Source organism: Kitasatospora sp. GAS204B, assembly GCF_029892155.1.
GTDB lineage: Bacteria > Actinomycetota > Actinomycetes > Streptomycetales > Streptomycetaceae > Kitasatospora.
Map to the genome: position 1 here is coordinate 252,216 of NZ_JARZAG010000004.1, position 20,884 is coordinate 273,099.

A 20,884-nucleotide genomic window follows, 5' to 3' on the forward strand; every position below is an offset into this window, starting at 1 on the left:
CCGAATAGCAGCAATCCGGATTTCAGCGAGTACGTCGTCTATGCTGTCGGAGGAGATTCTGGTGGATGGGCTATGACCGGCAGGGTCGGTGGTCAGCGGAAGTGCGACGGTTGGGGATGCTGAGCCATGTCGAGTGACGCGGCCATCCTGGTCAGGCGATACACCGGGCCTGCCCTGACTGCGGCTGAGATTGCCAAGGTTTTGGGGCTTCCGTTGGATCCGACATCGGTGGCCTGGCAATCTGTTGACGGTGTTGACGGATCCCGGTTCAGCCTTCGGCTGAGCACGGCCCGCGGTGACCGCTTGGGTCCGGCGGTCGGCGCTGGTGGTGACTGGCCAGCGGAGCGTGAGTACGACTGTTTCGTTCATGTCGGCATCGACCGGACGGCTCCGGACAGTGATGACAGCATCGGCGCGCTGCGGGCCTTCTGCCGGTCCGCCGTCGTCAAGTTGCGTGCCGAATGGCGTGGCCTGGAGACAGCGTTCAATCTCGACTTCGACGGTGCGTACAGCTACGCAGTTGAGCTGGCCGAGTCGCCGGGGCCCGAGGTCGCGGTGTGGTTGGCCAGTCGACAGCTGCCGGATGCCGAGAAGTTCTCCGCGGTCGAGCTGGTCGACCGTGCGATCCGTGCTACTGGGGCCACCGTGGCCATCGAGGCGGAGCAGCCCGGGCGTTATCTCGTCTCTACTGATGCTGCGGCCGATGAGGTGACGGAGTCCCTTGCGCTCCGCGCTGATGAGCTCAGCTTCCAAGCGGCCGTCCTTGTACCCGAGTGGCACGCTTCAGTTCGGGAACTGGAGGCTTTCGGTGACCTGTTGGTCGCCGAAGCAGCTGAGGCCTTCGACGGGGTGGATGTCGCCTGGTGGGCCGGACGGCAGCTGGTCCGTTACGAGGTCGAGGCTCGCCCGAACCGCAGCCTTGGCCGGAGTCCGAGGTCTACCGGCTGAGCACCGCGCAGGGTTGCCGCGTGATGACGCTACGTCAGTCACACGCGTACGGCGCCAGCATCCCCGAAACAAAGTCGGCATGCAGCACCGACACGTCGTACGCCAGCACCCCCGCCGCCGCCACCACCAGAAGCACCGCGATCACCACCGCCTCCCCCGCCCGCCGCGCCCGAACGCCGGCGAGCACGCCGGTCCCCGCCGCCCAGCGCCGCGACCCCTGCCCCACGGCAGGCACCGCCCCCGCCGTGTGGCAATGGCTCAACGGCTCGCGCACCACGTGCTGGTAGAGGTCGAAGTGGACCACCTGCCAGACGAGCCGCCGCGGCGCGCGGACGGGGGCGGCGGCGCCGAGCGGCATCACGGTCGGTCGTCAGTACCAGTTCGGTTGCGGCCGCACGAAGAGCACGTTCTGCTGCCCCTCAGCCCGCGTCTCGTGCTCGTTGCGGCCCGAGAGGCTGACGTTGAGCCGGGGGTCGGAGTGCTGGGTGTAGCGGACGTCGCCGTCGGGGGTCACGGCGGTGACGATGGCGGTGTGGTGGATGTTGCCCTGCTGGAGGCTCGGGTCCTGGTCGTTGCCCTGCTGGAAGAACATGATGTCGCCGGGCTTCACCTGGTCCTGCGGGACCTGGGAACCGCCGTTGCCGGTCAGGAAGTCGTGCAGGTTCTGTGCGCCGCCCCAGCTGTGGGTGTGCTCGGGGCCGGCCAGCAGGCCGCCGAGGTCCCAGCCGTTCTCGCCGGCGGTGCTCTGGTTCCAGCCGCTGTCGTCGAGCGTGTTCCAGCCCTTGTACTGCATCCCGGCCTGGTGCAGCGCGTTGGAGGTGAAGTTGGTGCAGTTGTCCTCGCCGCTCACGTCGCCGCTGCCGTCGTTCCAGTGTTGCTGGGCGTACTGCACGACCGCCACCCGGTCGTACTTGCCGTCGGTGCCGTGCAGGTCGGCCTTGACGGAGTCGGGGATGCCGGGCAGGCCGGCGATGGCGACCGGCTCGGAGAGCATGAACTGGTGCTGCTGGAGGGGGGTGAGGCCGTTCCACCAGTCGGTGACCAGTTGCGGGTTGTCGCCGCTGGGGATGTCGCCCTGGTAGGCGGCGAGTTCGACGTTGGAGGCTTCGCCCTGGATGTCGTCGAGGGCCTGGTTCAGGTCGGTGACGCAGGTGTCGTTGCCCAGCTTGGTGAGCTCGGCGGCGACCTGCTGGTCGGCCTGGGTGGCCTCGCGCAGCGCCTCCTGGAGCAGGGCGTCGACCTCGCCGACCTGGCTGGCGTTCGTCGGCTCGTTCGGGTTGCCGGCGGGGATGCTGCGGCCCTGGTCGAGGTCGACCGGCAGGTTGTACTGCTGCGCGAGGTTCAGCGCGTTGGCCAGCGTGCTCTTGGCGTACTCGATGCTGTGGGTCAGGCCGTCCAGCACCATGGCGACCCCGCGCATGATGTCGGAGGCGGCCTCCAGCGCGTCGGCCTGGTCGGAGAGCTTCTGGCCGGCCGTCTGACCGACCGCGTCCTTCCAGTGGTCGCCGAGCGGGCCGACGCCCTGGGCGTGCAGGTCGTTGGAGGCGTTGGTGGCCTCCTGCGAGGCGCGCAGCCAGCCGTCGGCGGCGGCCTTCCACTGGGTGGGGTCGGCGTGCTGCAGGTCGGTCAGGGTCACCATGGCGATCAGCCCGCGTTCAGGTCGGTCAGGGACTGCGCGAAGCGGCGCTGGGCCTCGGCGTCGGCGGCGTCGTAGGAGTCGGCCGACTGGCTGAGCTGGGCCGAGTAGGTCTGCAACTGGCTCACGATGCCGTTCAGGTGGGCCTGCCAGTTGTCGGTGCAGGTCACCAGGGCGGCCGAGGACTGCCAGGCGGGCTGGGCCTGGGCCACCGTCAGGCTGTCGTCCAGCCAGTGGCCGGCCGCCGGCGAGCTCTGGTCGGCGATGGTGTTCACGGCGGCGGCGGTGGTGCGGACGCCGCCGGGATGGATCTGGATGTCGTTCACGTCGTTCTGCTTCCCCGTGTGTTGCTTCCCCGCCACCAGTGATGCGCGGCGCGCGGCCGGTGGTGATCTTGAGTCTAGCGCGGGGCCAGGGCGGATTCTGAGGGCTGGTCAGCTCTGCGGCCCTGGTCAGCGCGGTGCCGCCGGTACCGGGAGCCCAACCGTTCGCGGCCGGTTGGCGTCTCTCATACTGAACCGATCAGCAAGCGAGAGTCAGCCGCCCGACAGGTTGCGCTGACGGCGGGAGGGTTGCCACATGGCAGTTGCAGTCATATCGGCGAGGGCGGGGGTGGACTTCGCGTGAGCAACCCGATTGTCAAGGCGCTGGAGTCGGGCGCGCAGAAGGTCGGCAAGGCCCTGACCGAGGACGGCGGCAAGGCCGTCAAGGACCTGTACCACTCGACCGGTGAGAACCTGAAGAAGGTCACCAAGAACACCGTCGACGCGGACACCAAGCACGAGGGCGAGCTCAAGAAGCTCCTCTCCTCGGGGAAGAAGGACGAGCCCAAGGACCCGCACACGCCCGGCGGCGGGGGGAAGGGGCCCGGCGGGTCGGGCAAGGGCGGCAGCGGCGACGAGAACGGCCCCAAGGACCCGCACCAGCCCGGTGGCGAGGGGTCCGGAGGCGGCGGGTCGGGCAAGTCCGGCGGTGACGGCGGCGGTCGCGACCAGGTCAAGGACCCGCGGACGTCGGGTCGCCGGGACGACTCGATCTGCCCCGGTGGTGAGCCTGTCGACATGGCGACAGGGCGGATGTTCATCAAGCAGACGGACGCCTCGCTGCCCGGCTCGCTGCCGCTGCTCTTCACCCGCAACTTCGAGTCGGGCTACGGGGCCGGTCGGTGGATGGGCCGCCGCTGGGTCTGCACCTTCGACGAGCGGCTGGAGATCGACGCCGACGGCGTGGTCTACCTCAGCCCCGACCTGTTCTCCCAGGCCTACCCGCACCCCGCGCCCGGCGACGATCCGGTCCACGCCAGTGCCGGTCCGCGCTGGGACCTGGCGATCGACGAGGCGAGCGGCGACTACACGCTGAGCGACCCGTCGACGGGCGTGGTACGGGAGTTCAGCACGGTGCCGGGCGGGCACGAGGCGCTGCTGACCCGGGTCCGGGACCGCTTCGGCCGCCACTACGACCTCGCCTACGACGACAGCGGCACCCCGCTGTCGATCACCCACTCCGGCGGCTACCAGCTGCTGGTCACGGTCGACCACGGCCGGATCACCGCGCTGCGCCTGGCGGACGCCGTCTCGGGCGGGCGCGCCGAGCTGCTGTTGCGCTACGGCTACACCGACGGGCACCTGAGCGGCGTCTACAACTCCTCCGGCAAGGCGATGCGCTTCGCCAACGACCCGAGCGGCCGGATCCTGTCCTGGACCGACCGCAACGACAGCCACTACCGCTACACCTACGACCAGCACGACCGCGTCACCGACGAGGGCGGCGCCGACGGCACCCTGCGGTTCAGCTTCGGCTACGGCGAGCCCGACCCGGTCACCGGCATCAAGGTCCACACCGAGACCAACGCGCTCGGCCACACCAACGCCTACCAGGTCAACGAGCACGCCCAGATCGTCGCGCAGACCGACCCGCTCGGGAACACCACCCGCTACGAACGCGACGACTACGACCGCCTGCTGGCCGAGACCGACCCGCTGGGCCGCACCACCCGGTGGGAGTACGACGGCGCCGGCGACCTGATCTCCGTCACCCGACCGGACGGGGAGCGGATCACCGCGACGTACGCCGGGCGGCTGAGCCTGCCGGAGACGGTCACCTACCCCGGCGGCGCCACCTGGCGGCACACCTATGACGAGGCCGGCCGCCGCACCACGCTGACCAGTCCGACCGGCGCGGTCACCAGCTACGGATACGACGAGCTCGGCCACCCCAGCTCGGTCACCGACGCCCAGGGCAACACGACCCGGGTGCGCTTCAACACCGCCGGGCTGCCGGTGGAGGTCGTCGAGTCGACCGGTGCCACCGTGCGCCTGGAGCACGACGCGTTCGGTCGCGTCGTGCAGGCCACCAACCAGGCCGGCAGCACCGCCCGGCTGACCTGGACGGTCGAGGGGCAACTGGCCTCGCGCACCGGGATGGACGGCAGCACGGAGTCGTGGACCCACGACGGCGAAGGCAACGTGCTGACCCACACCGACGGGCTCGGCCGGCTCAGCACCTTCGAGTACACGCACTTCGAGACGCTGACCGCCGCCACCGGCCCCGACGGCGCCCGCTACGCCCACACCTACGACGCGAACATGCAGCTGGTGGCGGTCACCAACCCGCTCGGCCAGACCTGGCACTACACCTACGACGCGGCCGGACGGCTCGTCGCGGAGCAGGACTTCCACGGGCGCCGCACCGGCTACCAGCGCGACGCGGCCGGCCAACTGGTCTGCCGCACCGATCCGCTGGGCCAGCAGACCCGTTTCACCTACGACCTGCCGGGCCGGGTCACCGCGAAGGACGCCGCAGGGCGCGTCACCACCTACGGCTACGACCGCGCCGGCTACCTGGTCCGGGCCACCAACCCGGACGCCGACGTGGTCCGCACCGTCGACGCGCTGGGCAACCTGCTCGCCGAGTCCACCAACGGACGCACCCTGACCCACACGCTGGACACCCAGGGACGCCGGGTGCGGCGCACCACCCCGGGCGGGCACACCAGCAGCTGGACGTACGACGCGGCCGGCCGGGCCACCGCCCTGGCCACCCCCGGCGGGAACCTCGAATTCAGCTACGACCAGGCGGGTCGGGAGCTGCAGCGCGTCTATGACGGGCACCTGACGGTGGACAGCGTCTGGGACGCCGTGCACCGGCTCACCAGCCGGACCCTGCGGACGGCCGGGCAGGCCGGGCCCGCCGTGCTCCAGCAGCGCGACTACACCTACGGCGGCGCCGGTCTGCTGACCTCGGTCGACGACCAGTTGGCGGGTCGGCGCAGCTTCGACCTCGACGAGTCGGGCCGGGTCACCGGGGTCCGGGCGGAGGGCTGGACCGAGAGCTACGCCTACGACCAGGCGGGCAACCTGACGAACGCCGACTGGCCGGCCACCGGTGCCACCAAGGCCGCCCTCGGCGCCCGTACTTACGAAGGCACCCAGCTCACCACCGCGGGCCGGGTCCGCTACGAGTACGACGCGGCCGGCCGCGTCACGCTGCGGCAGAAGGCCCGGCTGTCGAAGAAGCCGGACACCTGGCTCTACACCTGGGACGCCGAGGACCACCTCACCGAGGTCACCACCCCCGACGGCACCCGCTGGCGCTACCGCTACGACCCCTTCGGGCGACGGGTCTCCAAGCAGCGCCTGGGAGTTGACGGTGTCACCGTCGAGGAGCAGACGGACTTCGTCTGGGACGGCTTCACGCTGGCCGAGCAGACCACGCACGCGCCCTACCTGCCCGGCCCGCACACGCTGAGCTGGGACTACCAGGACCTGCACCCGCTCGCCCAGACGGAGACCATCACCACACCGGCCGGCGCCGATCCCGCCGAGAGTGCCCAGGATCTGATCGACCGTCGGTTCTTCGCCATCGTCACCGACCTGGTCGGCACCCCGACCGAGCTGGTGGACGCCGCCACCGACACCATCGCCTGGCGCGCCACCAGCACGCTCTGGGGCCAGACGACCTGGCCCACCGGCAGCACCACCTACACGCCGCTGCGCTTCCCCGGCCAGTACTTCGACCCGGAGACCCGCCTCCACTACAACGTCGGCCGCTTCTACGACCCCGAGACCGCCCGCTACACCAGCCCCGACCCGCTGGGCCTGCTCCCCGCGCCGAACCCGGACACCTACGTCCACAACCCCCACACCTGGTCCGACCCGCTGGGGCTGTCACCCCACCCGCACCAGGATCTCCTCGACTCGGTGAAGGGGAGGGCGGACCAGGCCGCGACACTGTCGAACAAGCAGCGTCCAGGTGTGGCGGAGGGGCTCAAGCTGCCCGACGGGACGATCACGACGGCCACCAGCGGCAAGGACGTCCCGACGCTGCATCCCAGCGTCCAGCAGATGCTGGACAACATCGAGGCGGACGACCGCGGCAACGGCCACGGGAAGTGCGGGATCCCCCGGCTCCTGTCCGAGGCCTTGAACAATGGGCACAATCCGCAGGGAGCGGCGGCGGCCGCCATGCTCGTCACCAAGAAGGCGGAGACTCACGGCAAGGAGATCGGCCCGTGCGACAGCTGTAGGGTCCTCTCGAACCACTACGGTCTCAACTTCATCACTGACGACGGATTGACGGGTGGCACGTCGTGAACGACAACGACATGCAGAGGTTCTCGGACGAGGTCGAGCGGGTGCTCCGGGCCGCGGGCTGGCAGCCGGGACGGCAGGTCGACACCACGGCCTGGCGTCGTGATCTGGAGAGCACCGGGTTCCGCATGCACGAGGCGGCCGAGCGCTTCCTGGCCGAGTTCGGCGGTCTCAAGGTGGACATCCGTGGTCGGGGCATCTCGGTCGCCCGTGAGCCCTTCGAGTTCGACCCGATGCTGGCCGACGGGGAGGACGACCGGTTCACCGAGTGGGGCGAGGACATCGGACAGGCCCTCTTCCCGATCGGCGTGCTGGACCAGGGGCAGTTCTTCCTCGGGATCTCGGAGTCGGGCGAGGTGTACCTGGTCACGAACTGGCTCGCCTCGTTCGGGGTCGTGCCGGAGGCGCTGGAGCGGCTGATCCTCGGCATCAAGGCGGACGAGATCGCGGAGTAGCCGACGGCGTGTTGTGACGAGCACGGCCCCGACCGCCTGGCGGTCGGGGCCGTGCTCCTCGCTCTGACGACCCGTCAGAGCAGCGCGGCCGAGGGCTTGACCATGCCGCGGGCCGTCTTCGCGTCCACGTACTCGCCCAGCGCCGTCATCACCCACTCGCCCGAGAACTGGCGGACCAGCTTGCACATCACCACGCCCGTGTGGGGCTCGGCGTTGGTCAGGTCGAAGCGGACCAGCTCGTCGCCGGTGGTCAGGTCGAGCAGCCGGCAGTAGGCGTCCTTGACCTCGGTGAAGCGTTGGCCGGAGAAGGAGTTGACCACGAAGACCAGGCCGCAGACCTCCGCGGGGAGGCCCTCCAGGTGGACGTCGATGGCCTCGTCGTCGCCCTCGCCCGCGCCGGTCAGGTTGTCGCCGGTGTGCTGGATGGCGCCGTTGAAGACGTTGAGCTTCATGAACCAGACGGTCTCCAGGCGTTCGCGCTGCGCGTCGAAGGCGATGCAGGAGGCGTCCAGGTCGATGTTGCGGCCGCGCTTGGCGGGCTCCCAGCCGAGCGCCATCCGGACCGAAGTGAGCAGCGGGCGGCCGTTCTTGACCAGCGAGACCGAGCCGCCCTTGACCAGCGAGACCCGGCCCTTGTCGAGGGTGACCCGGGGCGTGGCCGGCGCGGCGGCCGGCGGGGCGCTGGGCCTCGGGGGGACGCTGGTGGGGGAGGGCGGGACGGCGGTGGGCGCGTAGTCGGGCATCGGCGGCAGCGCGCCCTGGCCCGGTTCGTCGATCGAGACGCCGAAGTCGGTGGCGATCCCGGCCAGTCCGTCGGCGTAGCCCTGGCCGACCGCGCGTACCTTCCACTCCGCGCCGCGCCGGTAGATCTCGACCACCACCAGGGCGGTCTCGCGGGTCAACCGGGGCGGGGTGAAGGTGTGCAGGACCCGGCCGCTGTCGGCGTCCCGGACGGTGGCGGTGGGCTCGGCGCCCGCGAAGCCGGTGCCCGGGGGCGTCCGTTGCTCGTCCAGGCTGGCGACGATCACCACGGTCGCGACGTCGGCCGGCACCGCCCAGGTGTCCACCGTGATCGCGTCCGGGGCGGCGCCGCTCGCCGGGCGGTGGACGACGCCCGGGCCGCGCGGGGCGTTGAAGAAGACCAGGTCGGCATCGGAGCGAACCTTGCCGGCCTTGGTGAGCAGGATGCCGGAGACGTCCACCCGCTGACGGCAGCTCACTTCCACGCTGACCCGGACAGCGGACAGCGGCGCGTTGGCACCCTGGGTCAGGGGCGTGGTCACGTGAGCCTCCTCGGCTGGGCGGGCACGGGGGTGCGAACCGGCGTGCGGTGCGAGGCCAGCCTAGCCAAGGGCAGGTCAGGGTGGAGTCAGGAGTCCGGCGGCTACCTCGTGGGCATCGCGGCGGTGGCAGTGGTGGTGGGGACCGTGGCGGCGGTGAAGGTGCCGAGCGCGGCCACCGCCTGCGGGCTGCGCAGCGCGAAGCCGGAGGCCGTCCAACTGCCGGCGGCCGGTGCGGTGTCCGGCCCGGCGGACCGGGCGTCCTGCACGGTGAAGGTGTAGGTGCCCGGCGCCAGGTCCTCGCCGGCCGCCGGGGCGAAGCGGTAGACGACCATGGCGCCGCGCTGATGGAGCGTCACCTGGGCGCCGGGCAGGGTGCTCCAGGCCATCGCGCCGGCGGTGGCGTCGGCGTCCAGCCGCAGCTCGACCTCGACGGCGGCCAGCGGCTCGGTGACGGTGAGCGTCACCGTGTGCCGGCGGCCGAGTCCGGCGGGGGCGCCGATGTCGCCCTGGCCGGTGAGGATCGGGGCGTCCGGGGCGGGGGTGGTGGCGCCGTCACCGCCGATCGGGTCCGGCGAGGGGCGGGGCGCCGGGATCAGCGGCGGCGCCGGGGAGGTGGGCGTCAGCGGGGTGGGGCCGGGCGTCGGGGTGGCCGTGTCGGGCGTGCGGGCGGGCGGGACGATGACCGGGGCCGCCGGCTGGTCGCTCGCGCCGCTGGGGGCGGGCGTGGGGGTCGCCGTGTCGGGCACCCGGCCGACTCCCGTGGTGGGGTGGGCGGTCGGCGTCCCGGCGTCGGTCCCGGGGGTCCCGGAGGTGCCGGCGGTGGCCGGTGCGCCGGCCGGTGACGACGAGGTCGGCGATGGCGCCGAGAGCGGGTCGAAGGGACCGGGCGCGGCGGGTGCGGGGCTGACGGGGGCACCCGAGAGGCGGGGGTCCGGCTGGGCGGGCGTGGCCGGGGGCGAGTACGCCGGGCGCGCGGGCCCACCGGCGACTGGCGCGGGGCCGCCGGACACCCGGCTGCCCGCCGTGGGCCCGCTCGAGGTCCTGGCGACCGGCGCGGTGCTGGCCGGTCCACCGGTGATCGTCCCGCCCGCCACCGGCGCGGGCGCGGTGGGCCCGGCGGAGCCGCCGCCCGGCGGCGTGCCGGGGGCCGTGGTCCCGGGATCCGTGGGCGTGGCGCCGACGGTGGTCATCCGCACGCCGTAGCCGATCCGCTGCTGGGAGCTGATCAGCCAGGTGGTCGCGATGCTGATGCCGACCACGGTGGACATCGCCATCGCCGCGCCGGAGACCCTGATCGCGGGCAGCCGGAACTGTCCGCCGAGCGGCTTGGGCCGGCTGTGCCGACCTTGCGCAAGCGGCCGCTGCGCCGCCGCGGGGGTGCCTTCCCGGTGAGCCACCGGACTCCTCTCCTCCCCAGCCGACCTCCCCGGTCGGCTGCCAATGCCCCGCTCGAATGCCCCGTCCCAGCCGTGACACGCGGTCCCGCTGCGATCCGGGTGCGAACCGGTTGCCCGTGGCGAACCGTTACCCCCGTGGCACCACCCGTGTCGACAGAGTGACGAGAGTACCAGCGTGGCGGCGCTGCGTGACCGGGCGGGAACGTGCGCAGTGGGTACGACGGTTGCCGGTCGACGACCTGGACCGAATGCGGACTGAACGTGGACTGGCTGTCGGACGGCGAAAGTTGACGTACCGTCTGGTAGACCGGACCGAACGCGGGAGCGACGGGGCGGCAGCGGGCGGGCGACGGGGGAGCGGGGACGGTGCGCTGACGCCCGGTGACGCCGCCGGTGAACGCCCGGGAGTCCGTCGCCCGTTGCAACCCTCTGCAACCTTTGCGGCCCCGGCGGCGGCGGAGCAGGCTGGCCCGGTCCCGTCTCGCCCCGGAGTAGCAGCCATGCCGCGCGATCACCTGTCTCCCGCCCCCGGCGGAGTTCCGTACCGTGCCACGCAGGGAGCCCGGCCGCAGTCACCCGGCCGGCCGGCCCTGCCGGTCGAGGACGTCCTGACCCTGCGGATCGCGCTGGGCCGGGACCGGGTGGGCACCGTGCCCACCAGGTTCCGTTACCAGCCCGAGCGCCCCTACGAGGTCCTGGTCACCTTCCACCTGGGCCGACCCGACGAGGTCGACTGGGTCTTCTCCCGCGAACTGTTGCGCGAGGGCCTGCACGGCCTGACCGGCCAGGGTGACGTGCGCCTGTGGCCCGCACACTGCCCCTGCCACGGCGCGACCCTGCACCTGGCCCTGGAGTCGCCGTACGGCAGCGCGCTGTTGGAGGCCTCCGCGCCGCGGGTGCGGGAGTGGCTGGACCGCACCTACGCCGAGGTGCCGGACGGCGCCGAGCCGGACTGCGCGCCGACCGACGAGCAGTTGACGGCGTTCCTGTTCGGCGACAGCTGAGAGTTGCGACAGCGGTGCGTGCTGCCGCCTGAAGGCCCGTCAGGAGTCCGGGCGTTCAGACGTTCAGGTGTTCAGCCGTCGGTTCTTCTGGGGCTGGGCACCTGTCTGTCCAGCGGCCCCGCCGACTGCTCGGCAGCCTCGGCGGCCTCCGCGATGCGGCAGCCCGCCAGCAGGATCGCGCCGTCGTCGAGCAGCGCCCGCAGGCGGCGGATGCCGGGGGCCGAGGAGGCCGGCAGCAGCTGGGAGGGGTCGGCCGGGCGGATCACCTCCGTCTGGACGGTCTCGGCGAACCGGTACGGGCGGTGCTCCAGCAGGCCGCCCAGGTAGCGGCGCAGGCGGGAGAGTTCGGCCCGGACGGTGACCGCGCGGGACGGGTCGCCGAACAGGCCCAGGGCCAGCTCGGCCGCCGTCTGGCCGCTCTGATGGGCCGCCAGCAGCAGGAGCAGCTCGGCGTGCCGCGGGCTGAGCGCGTGCGACCAGCTGCCGGCGCCGCCGCGTACCGAGACCTCGGGCCGGTCGGTGCGGCTCAGGTCGAGCACCAGCCGGGCCCCCGCGGCCTGTTCGGAGACGGCCTGCGGTGAGCCGGTGAGCGGGCGGACCAGCCAGCCGTCGGCGAGCGGCTCGACCGCGCACTCGCCGAGCGAGGGCAGCCAGTGCACCGAGGCCGAGCCCCAGCCGTCGGCGGGCAACCGCAGCCGGCTGATCGGCGGCAGGCCGGCGGTGGCGGCAGTCCAGCCGTCCCGGTCGACCACCAGCGCCGGGCCCGAGGCCTGGGCCAGCACGGGCGCGGCGACGGTGCGCAGCCGGTGCAGCGACTCCAGCTGGGCGGCGCGCAGTTCGGTCTCGGCCAGGCGGGCGGCGGTGACGGCGAGTGCCAGCAGCTGCGGGTGCACCCCGCGGGCCGGGCCGCTGAGGTCGACCACGCCGGCCACCCGGCCGGTGCGCGGGTCGCGGACCGGGGCGCCGACGCAGGTCCAGGCGTGCTGGTTGCGCACGTAGTGCTCGCTGGAGTGCACCCGCAGCGGGCGTCCGGTGCGCGCGACCGTGCCGATGCCGTTGGTGCCCACCGCCTCCTCGCCCCAGCGGCCACCTGTCATGAAACCGATCAGGTCGGCGCTGCGGCGCAGCTGGCGCGGGCCCTCGTGCCAGAGCACCGTGCCGTGCGAGTCGGCGACGGCCAGGATCAGCGGCAGGTCGGCGACCGGGTCGAGCAGGGTGTCGCGCAGGGTGGGCATCACGACGTCCAGGCCGCTGGCCCGGCGGCGGTGCTCGATCTCGGCGGTGCCGAGGTGCTCCGGCTCCCGGCCGCGCTCCGGGTCCAGCCCGAGGCGGCGCAGCCGCTCCCAGGAGTCGCCGATCTCCGGGCGTGGTGCCTGGCGGGGGATCTCACCGGTGACCACCTGCTCGTGGCTCCTGGCGGTCTTGGCCGTGGACCGGACGGCGGCCTCGTCGTTCCGGCCCGGGTGTCCCGGGTGCGCGGTCTCCCGCATGGTGGCTCCCCTCGCCGCATCGCCGGCCCCGCTCGACCGGCGCAGGGCCCGGCAAGCCCTGCCGCCCACAGCGTACGGGTGCCGCAGCTCGCGCGGTCGGGGGATCCACGCACGAGCGGCGCGGGTTGACGCGAGGTGGTAGCGCGAGGTGGCAGCGGAGAGCGCCGGCCCCTCTCAGCGCCCGCCGGCCGCCAGCTGCGCGCTCTCCACGGTGTGGTGCAGGTCGCGGGTGGCAGCGGCGGTGGCGGCGGTGCTGACGGTCAGGCAGGCGGCCAGGGCCAGCGCGGCGGCCACCCGGCGGCGCCTGCCGGTGCGCGGGTGCGGGCTGAGCAGGGCGGCCACCCGGCGCGGCACCGGGCCGGCCGTGGCGGCCGGCGCCAGCAGGGGGCGCGCCGGGTGCGGGGTGCGGGCGGCCGCCAGCGCGGCACGCCCGACCGCGCGCGCGGTCACGGCGCGGTCGCCGACCTCCCTGGCGGCGCACTCGTCGGCCCAGCGCTCCAGATGGAAGCCGAGCGGCGCGCGCAGCCGGCGGAGCGCCGGGTGGAGCACGGCGGCGTACTCGGCGGCGGCCAGGAAGAGGTGGTGGCGGGCGGTCAGGTGGGCACGCTCGTGGGCGAGCAGCGCGGCCCGCTCGGGCGCGGGCAGCGCGCGCAGCATGCCCGCGGTGACCACGATCCGGCCGGGCCGCCCCGGCAGCGCGTAGGCGTCGGCGCGGTCGTCGTCCAGCACCGCGAGCGGGTGGCCGTCGTCGCCGGCGGCCTCGGTGCACGGGCCGAGGGCGGCGCGGGCCCGGCGCAGGTCGCTGTACTGCTGGTGGGCGGTGTGCAGGGTGAGGACGCCGGCCACCACCAGGGCGGTGGCCGCCAGGGTGGCCAGCACCATCGCGGTGGGCGAGGCCTCGTCGAGCCAGGGCAGCGAGATGTGGGCGAGCGCGGCGACGGCCGGGATGCGCAGCAGTCCGGCCGCGGCGAGCAGGCCGAGCGAGGCGGCGCTGGCGCCGGCCAGCACCACCCCGGTGGCGCCGAGCACCCAGGAAGCCGGGCGCGGCGGCAGCGCGTCGGCCAGCCGGCGGGCGGCCGGGGCGGCGAGGAAGGGGATCAGGAACGGGACCCAGACCAGGAGGATCATCGCGCGCCCCCCGCTTCCTCGGCGGACGCCTGCGGGCCCTCGCCGAGCAGCTCGCGCAGCAGCCGTTCGTCGTCGTCGGAGAGGTCGGAGACGAAACGTGCCAGCACGGTGGAGCGGTCCAGCTCGCGCTCGAGTTCGGTGCGCATCCGGCGGGCGGCGAGGCCGGCCGGGTCCCGCACGGTCGGGGTGTAGGCGTAGGCGCGCCCGGCCCGGTGGCGCTCGACGGTGCCCTTGTCGTGCAGCCGGGCCAGGATCGTGGCGATCGTGGTGCGGGCCAGCTCGCCGCCGAGGGCCGACTGCACGTCCTGCGGGGTCAGCGGCTGGTCGGCGGCCCAGAGGGCGGCGAGCACCTGGGCTTCGAGCTCACCCGAGGGGCGGCGCGCGACGGGCACTTCGGTCATGTCGACGTGACCTCCAGTCGTCGTCTACAGTCGTGTAGACCGTCTACGTCACTGTAGACGGTCGAGGCGCGTTCCGCAGGACCGCCTCCACCAGTATGAGAGGTCCGCCCATCGTGCCCTTCGCCTCCTCCCTGACGGCGCTCGCCGGTCATGCCCTCGCGGGTCATGCCCTCGCGGTCAACGTGCTGGACGCCTCGTCGCTGCTGGCCGCGTTCGGCGCGCTCGGCATCGCCGTGGTGCTCTTCGCCGAGACCGGTCTGCTGGTCGGCTTCTTCCTGCCCGGCGACTCGCTGCTCTTCACCGCCGGGCTGCTCTGCGTCTCCGGTACGCACAGCGGGCCGCACCTGGTGCTCTGGCAGGTGATCCTGGCCGCGGTCGCCGGCGCGCTGATCGGTGCCCAGGTCGGCTACCTGATCGGGGCCCGGGGCGGACGGGCGCTGCTGGCCCGCAACAAGCGCAAGTCGCTGACCAACGGCGTCGAGCGGGCCGAGGAGCTGCTGTCCAAGTACGGCTACGGCAAGGCGATCGTGCTGGCCCGGTTCATCCCCGTGGTGCGCACCGTGCTCAACCCGCTGGCGGGCGTGCTGGAGGTGCCGGTCCGGACCTTCACGCTGTGGCAGGTGGTCGGCGGCACGGTGTGGGCGGTCGGCGTGGTGCTGGCCGGGTACGCGCTCGGATCGTCCGTTCCCAACATCGACAATTACTTGTTGCCCATTATTGGTCTGGTAGTAGTTGTCTCCGTGATCCCCATTGCTCTCGAATTGCTCCGCGCCCGCCGCGAGGCGCGCCAGTCCGGCTCCGACCAGCAGGACGGGGGTGCGGCCCGATGACGACCGCGCTCCTCGCCTATGACGGCAGCGGCATCGACGGTGGCCTCTACACCACCATCACCGGGTGGGCGGCCGGCGCCCCGCACTGGCTCGACCAGGTGATCAGGACCTGGTCCGACCTCGGCCTCGGCCTCTTCGCCGTCTTCATGATCTGGGGCTGGTGGCAGGCCCGCCGGGCGGACTCGGTGGTGATGGCCCGAGTGCTCGCCTCGCCGCTGATCGTGGTCGCCGTCTACGTGGTCAACTCGATCCTCAAGAGCCTGGTGCACGAGGTGCGGCCCTGCCAGCAGCTGCCGAGCACGGTGACCGTGGAGACCTGCCCCGGGGTCGGGGACTGGTCGTTCCCGAGCAACCACTCGGTGATCGCCTTCGCGGCGGCCGTGGCGCTCTTCTTCGCCTACCGCAGGCTGGGCGCGATCGCGCTGGTCGCGGCCGTGCTGATGGCGGCCTCGCGGGTCTGGATCGGCGTGCACTACCCGCACGACGTGGTGGTGGGCTCGCTGGTCGGCATCCTGGTCGCGCTGCCGCTGGCGGTGCTGGCGGGCCGGGCGGCGCCGCTGGTGGACCGCCTGCGCGGTGGGGCGCTGGGCCCGGCGCTCGGCAGCGGCTGAGATCTGTCCCGTCGTGAGCTGTACCGCATGAAGCCGGGTCCCGGGCGGGGCCCGGCTTCGGGCTTTCGGGTGGGAGCGGCGGTGTCCTGGTTGACGGCCCGCGGCCGCGGGCCGGGTGGATCTTCGCCACCGCTGGCGCCACCCCCTGGCCTTTGACCTGGTGATCGTCAGCCCCTTGTGCGCCCGTGTCCGGCGGGGGCAGCATGAGATCCCGGGCCGACGCCCACCTGGCCGGCCCGGTCCCCGCACCGTGCGCCATCTGCGCTGCGCCACGCGCCGTGCGCCGCGGGCGGGGCCACTACGGTCGGTCGAAGGGACGCGCATGCCGTACCGGCTCGACAACATCCAGGGCGACTGGCCCGCCGAAGAACTGCGCAAGGGCGTGGAAGGCCTGCTGGCCGAATCCATGGTGCTCACCCTCGCCACCGCGGGCCCGGACCACGGGCCGCACGCCAACCTCGCCTTCTACGCGTTCGACGCGGAGCTGGTGCTCTACTTCGTCAGCGAGCGCTCGACCCGGCACAGCCTGCACCTGTCGGAGCAGGCCAGGGCCGCCGCCACCGTCTTCCTGCCGCCGCCGGTCTTCGGCGAGCAGCTGCGCGGGCTGCAGCTGACGGGTCGGGCGGGGGAGGCCTGGGGGCAGCACGCGCAGGCGGCGCTGACGGCCTATCAGGGGCGCTATCCGACCTTCGCCCAGGATCCGCAGGTGCGCGAGCAGTACCTGAACGGGGGCGGGGCGGCCGCGCTCTACCGGTTCGAGGTGGCGGAGCTGACCGCGGTGGACGAGCCGCACTTCGGGCGGCGCAACTACCTGCGGGCGCGCGTGGTGCGGGACTAGTTTTTGCCTGTCCTTGGTTGATGGGTTGTACAGACAACTACTGGCTGGTTGTCTGTACAACTTGACGACTATTGGCCCGCGCGTCGCTGATCGGACACCTGGCGGCCACCTGGATCACGCAGCCTGGTAGCCACCATGCAGGGCCAATAGCGCAACCGGTAAGGACACCCCCCGATGAGCATCGAGAACCCCACCGACAAGATCACCCTGGTCGTGCTCGACATGGCCGGCACCACGGTGGCCGACGACGGCCTGGTCGAGCAGGCCTTCCAGGCCGCTGCCGGCGAGCTGGGCGTGGTGGCCGGCAGCGAGCAGCACCAGGAGATGCTCGCGCACGTCCGGGCCACCATGGGCGAGTCCAAGATCTCCGTCTTCCGCCACCTGTTCGGCGACGAGGAGAAGGCCCAGCGGGCCAACGCCGCCTTCGAGCGCGCCTACCACGACCTGGTCGACGCCGGGCACTGCGCCGCCCTGCCCGGTGCCGCCGAGGCGATCGCCGAACTGCGGGCCCAGGGCCGCACGGTGGTCCTCACCACCGGCTTCTCCCGGGCCACCCAGGACCAGATCCTGGCCGCGCTCGGCTGGCAGGACATCGCCGACCTGACCCTCTGCCCCGCCGACGCCGGCCGCGGCCGCCCCTACCCCGACCTGGCCCTCACCGCCCTGCTGCGCACCGAGACCGACTCGGTCCGCCAGATCGCGGTGGTCGGCGACACCGGCTACGACATGCTCACCGGCACCCGCGCGGGCGCGTCCGTGGTCGCGGGCGTGCTGACCGGCGCGCACGGCGCGGAGCGGCTGACGGCGGACGGGGCGACCCACGTGCTGGGCTCGATCGCCGAGCTGCCGGCGCTGCTGGCCGGCCGCTGAGGGCACTGCCGCGTGGTTGGCAGAGCTGCCGTTCTGCCAACCACGGGGCACTCAGGTCTACCGTTGCGCTATGGCTCCTACGCCTGCGCAGCCTGTCGAGGCAGACACCACCGTCGGGCAGCGCGTCCCGGGGGTCGGCGCCATCATCATCGAGACGACCAATAGCATCCTGAACCGCGTGCACCGCTGACTGCCTCGGGCTTCCGGTCCTCACCGCCGAGTTGGCCCGGGCCGACCTGCGGGACCACCTCACCGCGAAGATCGTACTGATTCGCTGATCCGCCCTGTTGGGATCCGCCCGGGAGTCAGGCCGGCCGGCCCTCCTCGTCCTGCCCGTCACCCTCACCCAGCTCCGACGCGGCCGAGGCCAGCAGCAGGTCCAGGGCGGCCGGGTACGCGCTCTCGTTCATCCGTTCGGCCAGCAGGTCTGCCGTGGCAGCGATATGAGGGTGCGTCTGTTCCGGGAGCCGCGCGTAGGTCGCCTGCCAGACGGCCTCGTCCGTGCGGCGGGCGGCCGCCGGAAGGGCGAGAGCGGCGGCGTCGAGCGCCGCGAAGGCCAGGCTCTGGTCGATGAAGACGTGGTAGATCCGGACCGCCGCCCGGTCCGGGAAGCCCGCACCGCGCAACAGCCCCAGAACGGCCTCGTCCGCCGCGATCTCGTGGGCACGGCCGCTGACGCGGCTTGCGGCCAGGACGGCCGCTTGCGGGTGGGCGAGGTAGGAGGCGTGCACGCGCAGGCCGAGGGCGCGAAGGTCGGCCCGCCAGTCACCGGTCGGGGCCCAGCCGGTCATCGCGCGGTGCATCAACTCGTCCGCGATGGCGCGCGAGAGCTCGTCCATGCCGCGGAAGTACCGGTAGACAGTGCTCGGGTCCGCGCCGAGGGCGAGGCCGAGACGCCGCGCGGTCAGCCCCTGCGCGCCGTGCTCGCGCAACATGCGCAGCGCGCTCTCCACGATGAGCTCGTGCGAGAGCACCGTGCCCTGCTTGGTCGGCCGTCGCCGACGCCGCTGCTCGTCCTGGACCACCGCTTTCGCCATGCCGCGAGCTTATGCCAACGCCATTGACGTGTGTGGCGGCCCCGGCGTTTGATCGGCACGCGGCCGCTCAACCGCCCTGAAAGAACGCACGCCCATCCCTCAGAGGAGTCCCCCATGCGTGTCCTGCTGGTCGGCGCCGGAGGCGTCGGTACCGCGATCACCCGGATCGCCGCCCGTCGGCCCTTCCTGTCCCACCTGGTCGTTGCCGACTACGACGTCGCCCGCGCCGAGGCGGCCGTCGCCGCACTCGGCGACGAGCAGGCGCAGCGCTTCAGCGCCGCCCGCCTGGACGCGACGGACCAGGCCGCCGTCGAGGCACTGCTGCGCTCCGAGCGCTGCGAGGTGCTGCTCAACGCGACGGACCCGCGCTTCGTGCTGCCGCTCTTCGAGGCTGCCTTGGCGGCCGGCGCGCACTACCTCGACATGGCGATGTCCCTCTCCCACCCGCACCCGGAGCGTCCGCACGAGCTCTGCGGGGTCAAGCTGGGCGACGACCAGTTCGCCCGTGCCGAGGCGTACGAGAAGGCGGGCCTGCTGGCGCTGGTCGGCATGGGCGTCGAACCGGGCCTGTCGGACGTCTTCGCCCGCTACGCCGCCGACGAGCTGTTCGACGAGATCGAGGAGATCGGCATCCGCGACGGTGCGAACCTGACCGTCGAGGGCTACGACTTCGCCCCCTCCTTCAGCATCTGGACCACGATCGAAGAGTGCCTGAACCCGCCGGTCGTCTACGAGGCGAACCGGGGCTGGTTCACCACGCCGCCGTTCAGCGAGCCGGAGGTCTTCGACTTCCCCGACGGCATCGGCCCGGTGGAGTGCGTCAACGTCGAGCATGAGGAGGTGCTGCTGGTGCCCCGCTGGGTGGACGCCAAGCGGGTGACCTTCAAGTACGGGCTGGGCGACGACTTCATCGCCAAGCTGAAGACCCTGCACGCGCTCGGCCTGGACCGGACCGAACCGCTGACCGTCCCTTCGGCGAATGGCCCGGTCCAGGTCTCCCCGCGTGACGTCGTCGCGGCTGCCCTGCCGGACCCGGCGACCCTGGGCGAGCGGATGCGCGGCAAGACCTGCGCCGGCACCTGGGTGAAGGGCGTCAAGGACGGGCAGCCGCGCGAGGTCTACCTCTACCACGTGGTCGACAACCAGTGGTCGATGCGCGAGTACGGCTCACAGGCGGTCGTCTGGCAGACGGCGATCAACCCGGTCGTCGCACTGGAACTGCTCGCCACCGGCGCCTGGTCCGGCCAGGGCGTGCTGGGGCCGGAGGCGTTCCCGCCGAAGCCGTTCCTCGATCTGCTGACCGCGTACGACTCGCCGTGGGGTCTGCGCGAGCAGTAGCACCGGCGGGCCATGGGAGTTGTGAGTCAGGGAAGCTGCATGGACTTGGCATATTGCAGGGCCGGCACAGCCGTGGAGGACCTCACGGCGCAGTTGGCCGCGGTCCGCGCCGCCGCGGTCGCCGAGGAGTTCATCTACGTGGACGACAAGACCAGCCCCATCGCTCATCGCGAGGGCCTCACGACGCTGATCGCCTTCGCGCGGCCGGGCGATCGGATCACCGTGGTGACGTTGGACCGGCTCGGCTGCGGCCTGCGCGAGACGTTGAGTCTCGTCCGCTACTTCACCGAGCGTGGGATCTTCCTGCGCACGCTCGATCGCGACCTCTCCCTGGACACCAGCACTCCGGGGCCAGGCACGGACATGGCCGTCGCACTCCTGACCCGGTTGGCACACCTGGAACGGATCTACAAGTCGGAGCACGCCGCGGCCGCACGGGCTGCCAGACGGGCTCACGGGCCGACGCCCGGCCGCCGGGACCAGCCGGGCGCAGCCACCCACGTGACTTCCGCGCAGATCCAGGTCGGTGTCCTGCGGCCCCGACTCCTCTGAGGTGCTAGGCGCAGGCAAACGGCCCGAACGTGCCACGCTCCCAACGGCCCAGCCAGAAGGCCGCGGTGGACTCCGCCTGGCCCTCGGTGGAACCGTCGTGCGGCAGGTATTCGGTGGGCGCCAGGTAGCCGTCGCCGGGATCGAGGCGGATGCGCAGGCATCGAAGCGGATGACCGGCTGCGACGTACGCCCGCAGGTCGTCGGTGTGTGCGTAGCGGCTCGCGTAGCCGTGGTGCTTCGTGCGGCAGGTCGTCTGCCTGGGCAGCCTTCGCCCAGAGCGTCGCGGGCGGAGCGTTCGGCGACGTCTGAGTACCGGTCAACCACCAGGCCCCGCTCGCCGATTCTGTCCGGTCGGCGGGGTCTCGAGGTCGATCACTTCGTGGTGTGGCGACGAGGATCGCGGCCAGGTTCTCGCCCGGTTCGACTGCGACCACGTGTGCGCCGGCGGCCAGCAGCGGCCCGGTCGCCAGACCGGTG

19 protein-coding genes are annotated in these 20,884 nt (G+C 72.6%); 10 read left to right on the forward strand and 9 right to left on the reverse strand.

The window, feature by feature from the left end:
- Positions 1-126 precede the first annotated feature (126 nt).
- Positions 127-948, forward strand: coding sequence for a hypothetical protein (locus tag P3T41_RS08030; RefSeq protein WP_280688898.1), 822 nt, complete (start codon positions 127-129; stop codon positions 946-948).
- A gap of 34 nt (positions 949-982) precedes the next feature.
- Here P3T41_RS08030 and P3T41_RS08035 read toward each other — a convergent pair whose 3' ends face one another.
- Genes P3T41_RS08035 through P3T41_RS08045 form a run of 3 tightly spaced genes read right to left on the reverse strand, consistent with a single transcriptional unit; the run spans position 983 to position 2,910 of the window.
- A complete protein-coding gene (locus P3T41_RS08035) occupies positions 983-1,309 on the reverse strand; it encodes a hypothetical protein (RefSeq protein WP_280688899.1) in 327 nt (108 codons plus the stop codon).
- A 9-nt stretch (positions 1,310-1,318) separates the two neighbouring features.
- A complete protein-coding gene (locus P3T41_RS08040) occupies positions 1,319-2,587 on the reverse strand; it encodes an amidase domain-containing protein (RefSeq protein WP_280688900.1) in 1,269 nt (422 codons plus the stop codon).
- Positions 2,588-2,592: 5 nt separating this feature from the next.
- Entirely contained in the window at positions 2,593-2,910 is a 318-nt protein-coding gene (locus P3T41_RS08045) for a hypothetical protein (RefSeq protein WP_280688901.1), read from the reverse strand.
- Positions 2,911-3,207: 297 nt separating this feature from the next.
- Here P3T41_RS08045 and P3T41_RS08050 point away from each other — a divergent pair, with 297 nt between their 5' ends.
- Together P3T41_RS08050 and P3T41_RS08055 are read left to right on the forward strand one after the other, a co-directional pair.
- Positions 3,208-7,176, forward strand: coding sequence for a DUF6531 domain-containing protein (locus P3T41_RS08050; protein ID WP_280688902.1), 3,969 nt, complete (start codon positions 3,208-3,210; stop codon positions 7,174-7,176).
- Positions 7,173-7,628: an SUKH-3 domain-containing protein gene (locus P3T41_RS08055; RefSeq protein WP_280688903.1), complete on the forward strand. Its 456-nt coding sequence runs from the start codon at positions 7,173-7,175 to the stop codon at positions 7,626-7,628. Before P3T41_RS08050 ends, P3T41_RS08055 begins: the two co-directional genes overlap by 4 nt.
- 74 nt (positions 7,629-7,702) lie before the next feature.
- Here the strand turns inward: P3T41_RS08055 and P3T41_RS08060 are convergent, their stop codons facing one another.
- Positions 7,703-8,899, reverse strand: coding sequence for a TerD family protein (locus P3T41_RS08060; protein ID WP_280689052.1), 1,197 nt, complete (start codon positions 8,897-8,899; stop codon positions 7,703-7,705).
- 113 nt (positions 8,900-9,012) lie between these two features.
- Complete coding sequence (locus P3T41_RS08065; RefSeq protein WP_280688904.1) at positions 9,013-10,308, reverse strand: hypothetical protein; 1,296 nt, start codon at positions 10,306-10,308, stop codon at positions 9,013-9,015.
- Positions 10,309-10,808: 500 nt separating this feature from the next.
- Here P3T41_RS08065 and P3T41_RS08070 point away from each other — a divergent pair, with 500 nt between their 5' ends.
- A complete protein-coding gene (locus P3T41_RS08070; RefSeq protein ID WP_280688905.1) occupies positions 10,809-11,312 on the forward strand; it encodes an SsgA family sporulation/cell division regulator in 504 nt (167 codons plus the stop codon).
- Positions 11,313-11,383: 71 nt separating this feature from the next.
- On the opposite strand, the gene P3T41_RS08075 is transcribed toward P3T41_RS08070, so the two are convergent.
- From P3T41_RS08075 to P3T41_RS08085, 3 genes are all read right to left on the reverse strand, one after another.
- Positions 11,384-12,802, reverse strand: coding sequence for a GAF domain-containing protein (locus tag P3T41_RS08075; protein WP_280688906.1), 1,419 nt, complete (start codon positions 12,800-12,802; stop codon positions 11,384-11,386).
- Positions 12,803-12,976: 174 nt separating this feature from the next.
- Entirely contained in the window at positions 12,977-13,930 is a 954-nt protein-coding gene (locus P3T41_RS08080) for a M56 family metallopeptidase (RefSeq protein ID WP_280688907.1), read from the reverse strand.
- Positions 13,927-14,331, reverse strand: coding sequence for a BlaI/MecI/CopY family transcriptional regulator (locus P3T41_RS08085; protein ID WP_280688908.1), 405 nt, complete (start codon positions 14,329-14,331; stop codon positions 13,927-13,929). Before P3T41_RS08085 ends, P3T41_RS08080 begins: the two co-directional genes overlap by 4 nt.
- 95 nt (positions 14,332-14,426) lie before the next feature.
- Between P3T41_RS08085 and P3T41_RS08090 the strand changes: the two genes are divergently transcribed.
- The 4 genes from P3T41_RS08090 (at position 14,427) to P3T41_RS08105 (ending at position 17,480) form a co-directional block, all read left to right on the forward strand.
- Positions 14,427-15,161, forward strand: a complete 735-nt coding sequence (locus P3T41_RS08090; RefSeq protein WP_280688910.1) for a DedA family protein — start codon at positions 14,427-14,429, stop codon at positions 15,159-15,161.
- Positions 15,158-15,772 (forward strand): phosphatase PAP2 family protein, encoded by a 615-nt coding sequence (locus P3T41_RS08095; protein WP_280688911.1) that lies wholly within the window; start codon positions 15,158-15,160, stop codon positions 15,770-15,772. Before P3T41_RS08090 ends, P3T41_RS08095 begins: the two co-directional genes overlap by 4 nt.
- A gap of 322 nt (positions 15,773-16,094) precedes the next feature.
- Positions 16,095-16,610 (forward strand): pyridoxamine 5'-phosphate oxidase family protein, encoded by a 516-nt coding sequence (locus tag P3T41_RS08100; protein WP_280688912.1) that lies wholly within the window; start codon positions 16,095-16,097, stop codon positions 16,608-16,610.
- Positions 16,611-16,784: 174 nt separating this feature from the next.
- Positions 16,785-17,480 carry a phosphonatase-like hydrolase gene (locus tag P3T41_RS08105; RefSeq protein WP_280688913.1) on the forward strand — a complete coding sequence of 232 codons (696 nt, stop codon included), beginning with the start codon at positions 16,785-16,787 and terminating at the stop codon, positions 17,478-17,480.
- Between the two features lie 305 nt (positions 17,481-17,785).
- Here the strand turns inward: P3T41_RS08105 and P3T41_RS08110 are convergent, their stop codons facing one another.
- Positions 17,786-18,517 carry a TetR/AcrR family transcriptional regulator gene (locus P3T41_RS08110; RefSeq protein ID WP_280688914.1) on the reverse strand — a complete coding sequence of 244 codons (732 nt, stop codon included), beginning with the start codon at positions 18,515-18,517 and terminating at the stop codon, positions 17,786-17,788.
- Between the two features lie 114 nt (positions 18,518-18,631).
- Between P3T41_RS08110 and P3T41_RS08115 the strand changes: the two genes are divergently transcribed.
- A complete protein-coding gene (locus P3T41_RS08115; RefSeq protein ID WP_280688915.1) occupies positions 18,632-19,855 on the forward strand; it encodes a saccharopine dehydrogenase C-terminal domain-containing protein in 1,224 nt (407 codons plus the stop codon).
- 39 nt (positions 19,856-19,894) lie between these two features.
- A complete protein-coding gene (locus P3T41_RS08120; protein ID WP_280688916.1) occupies positions 19,895-20,407 on the forward strand; it encodes a recombinase family protein in 513 nt (170 codons plus the stop codon).
- Positions 20,408-20,884 lie beyond the last annotated feature (477 nt).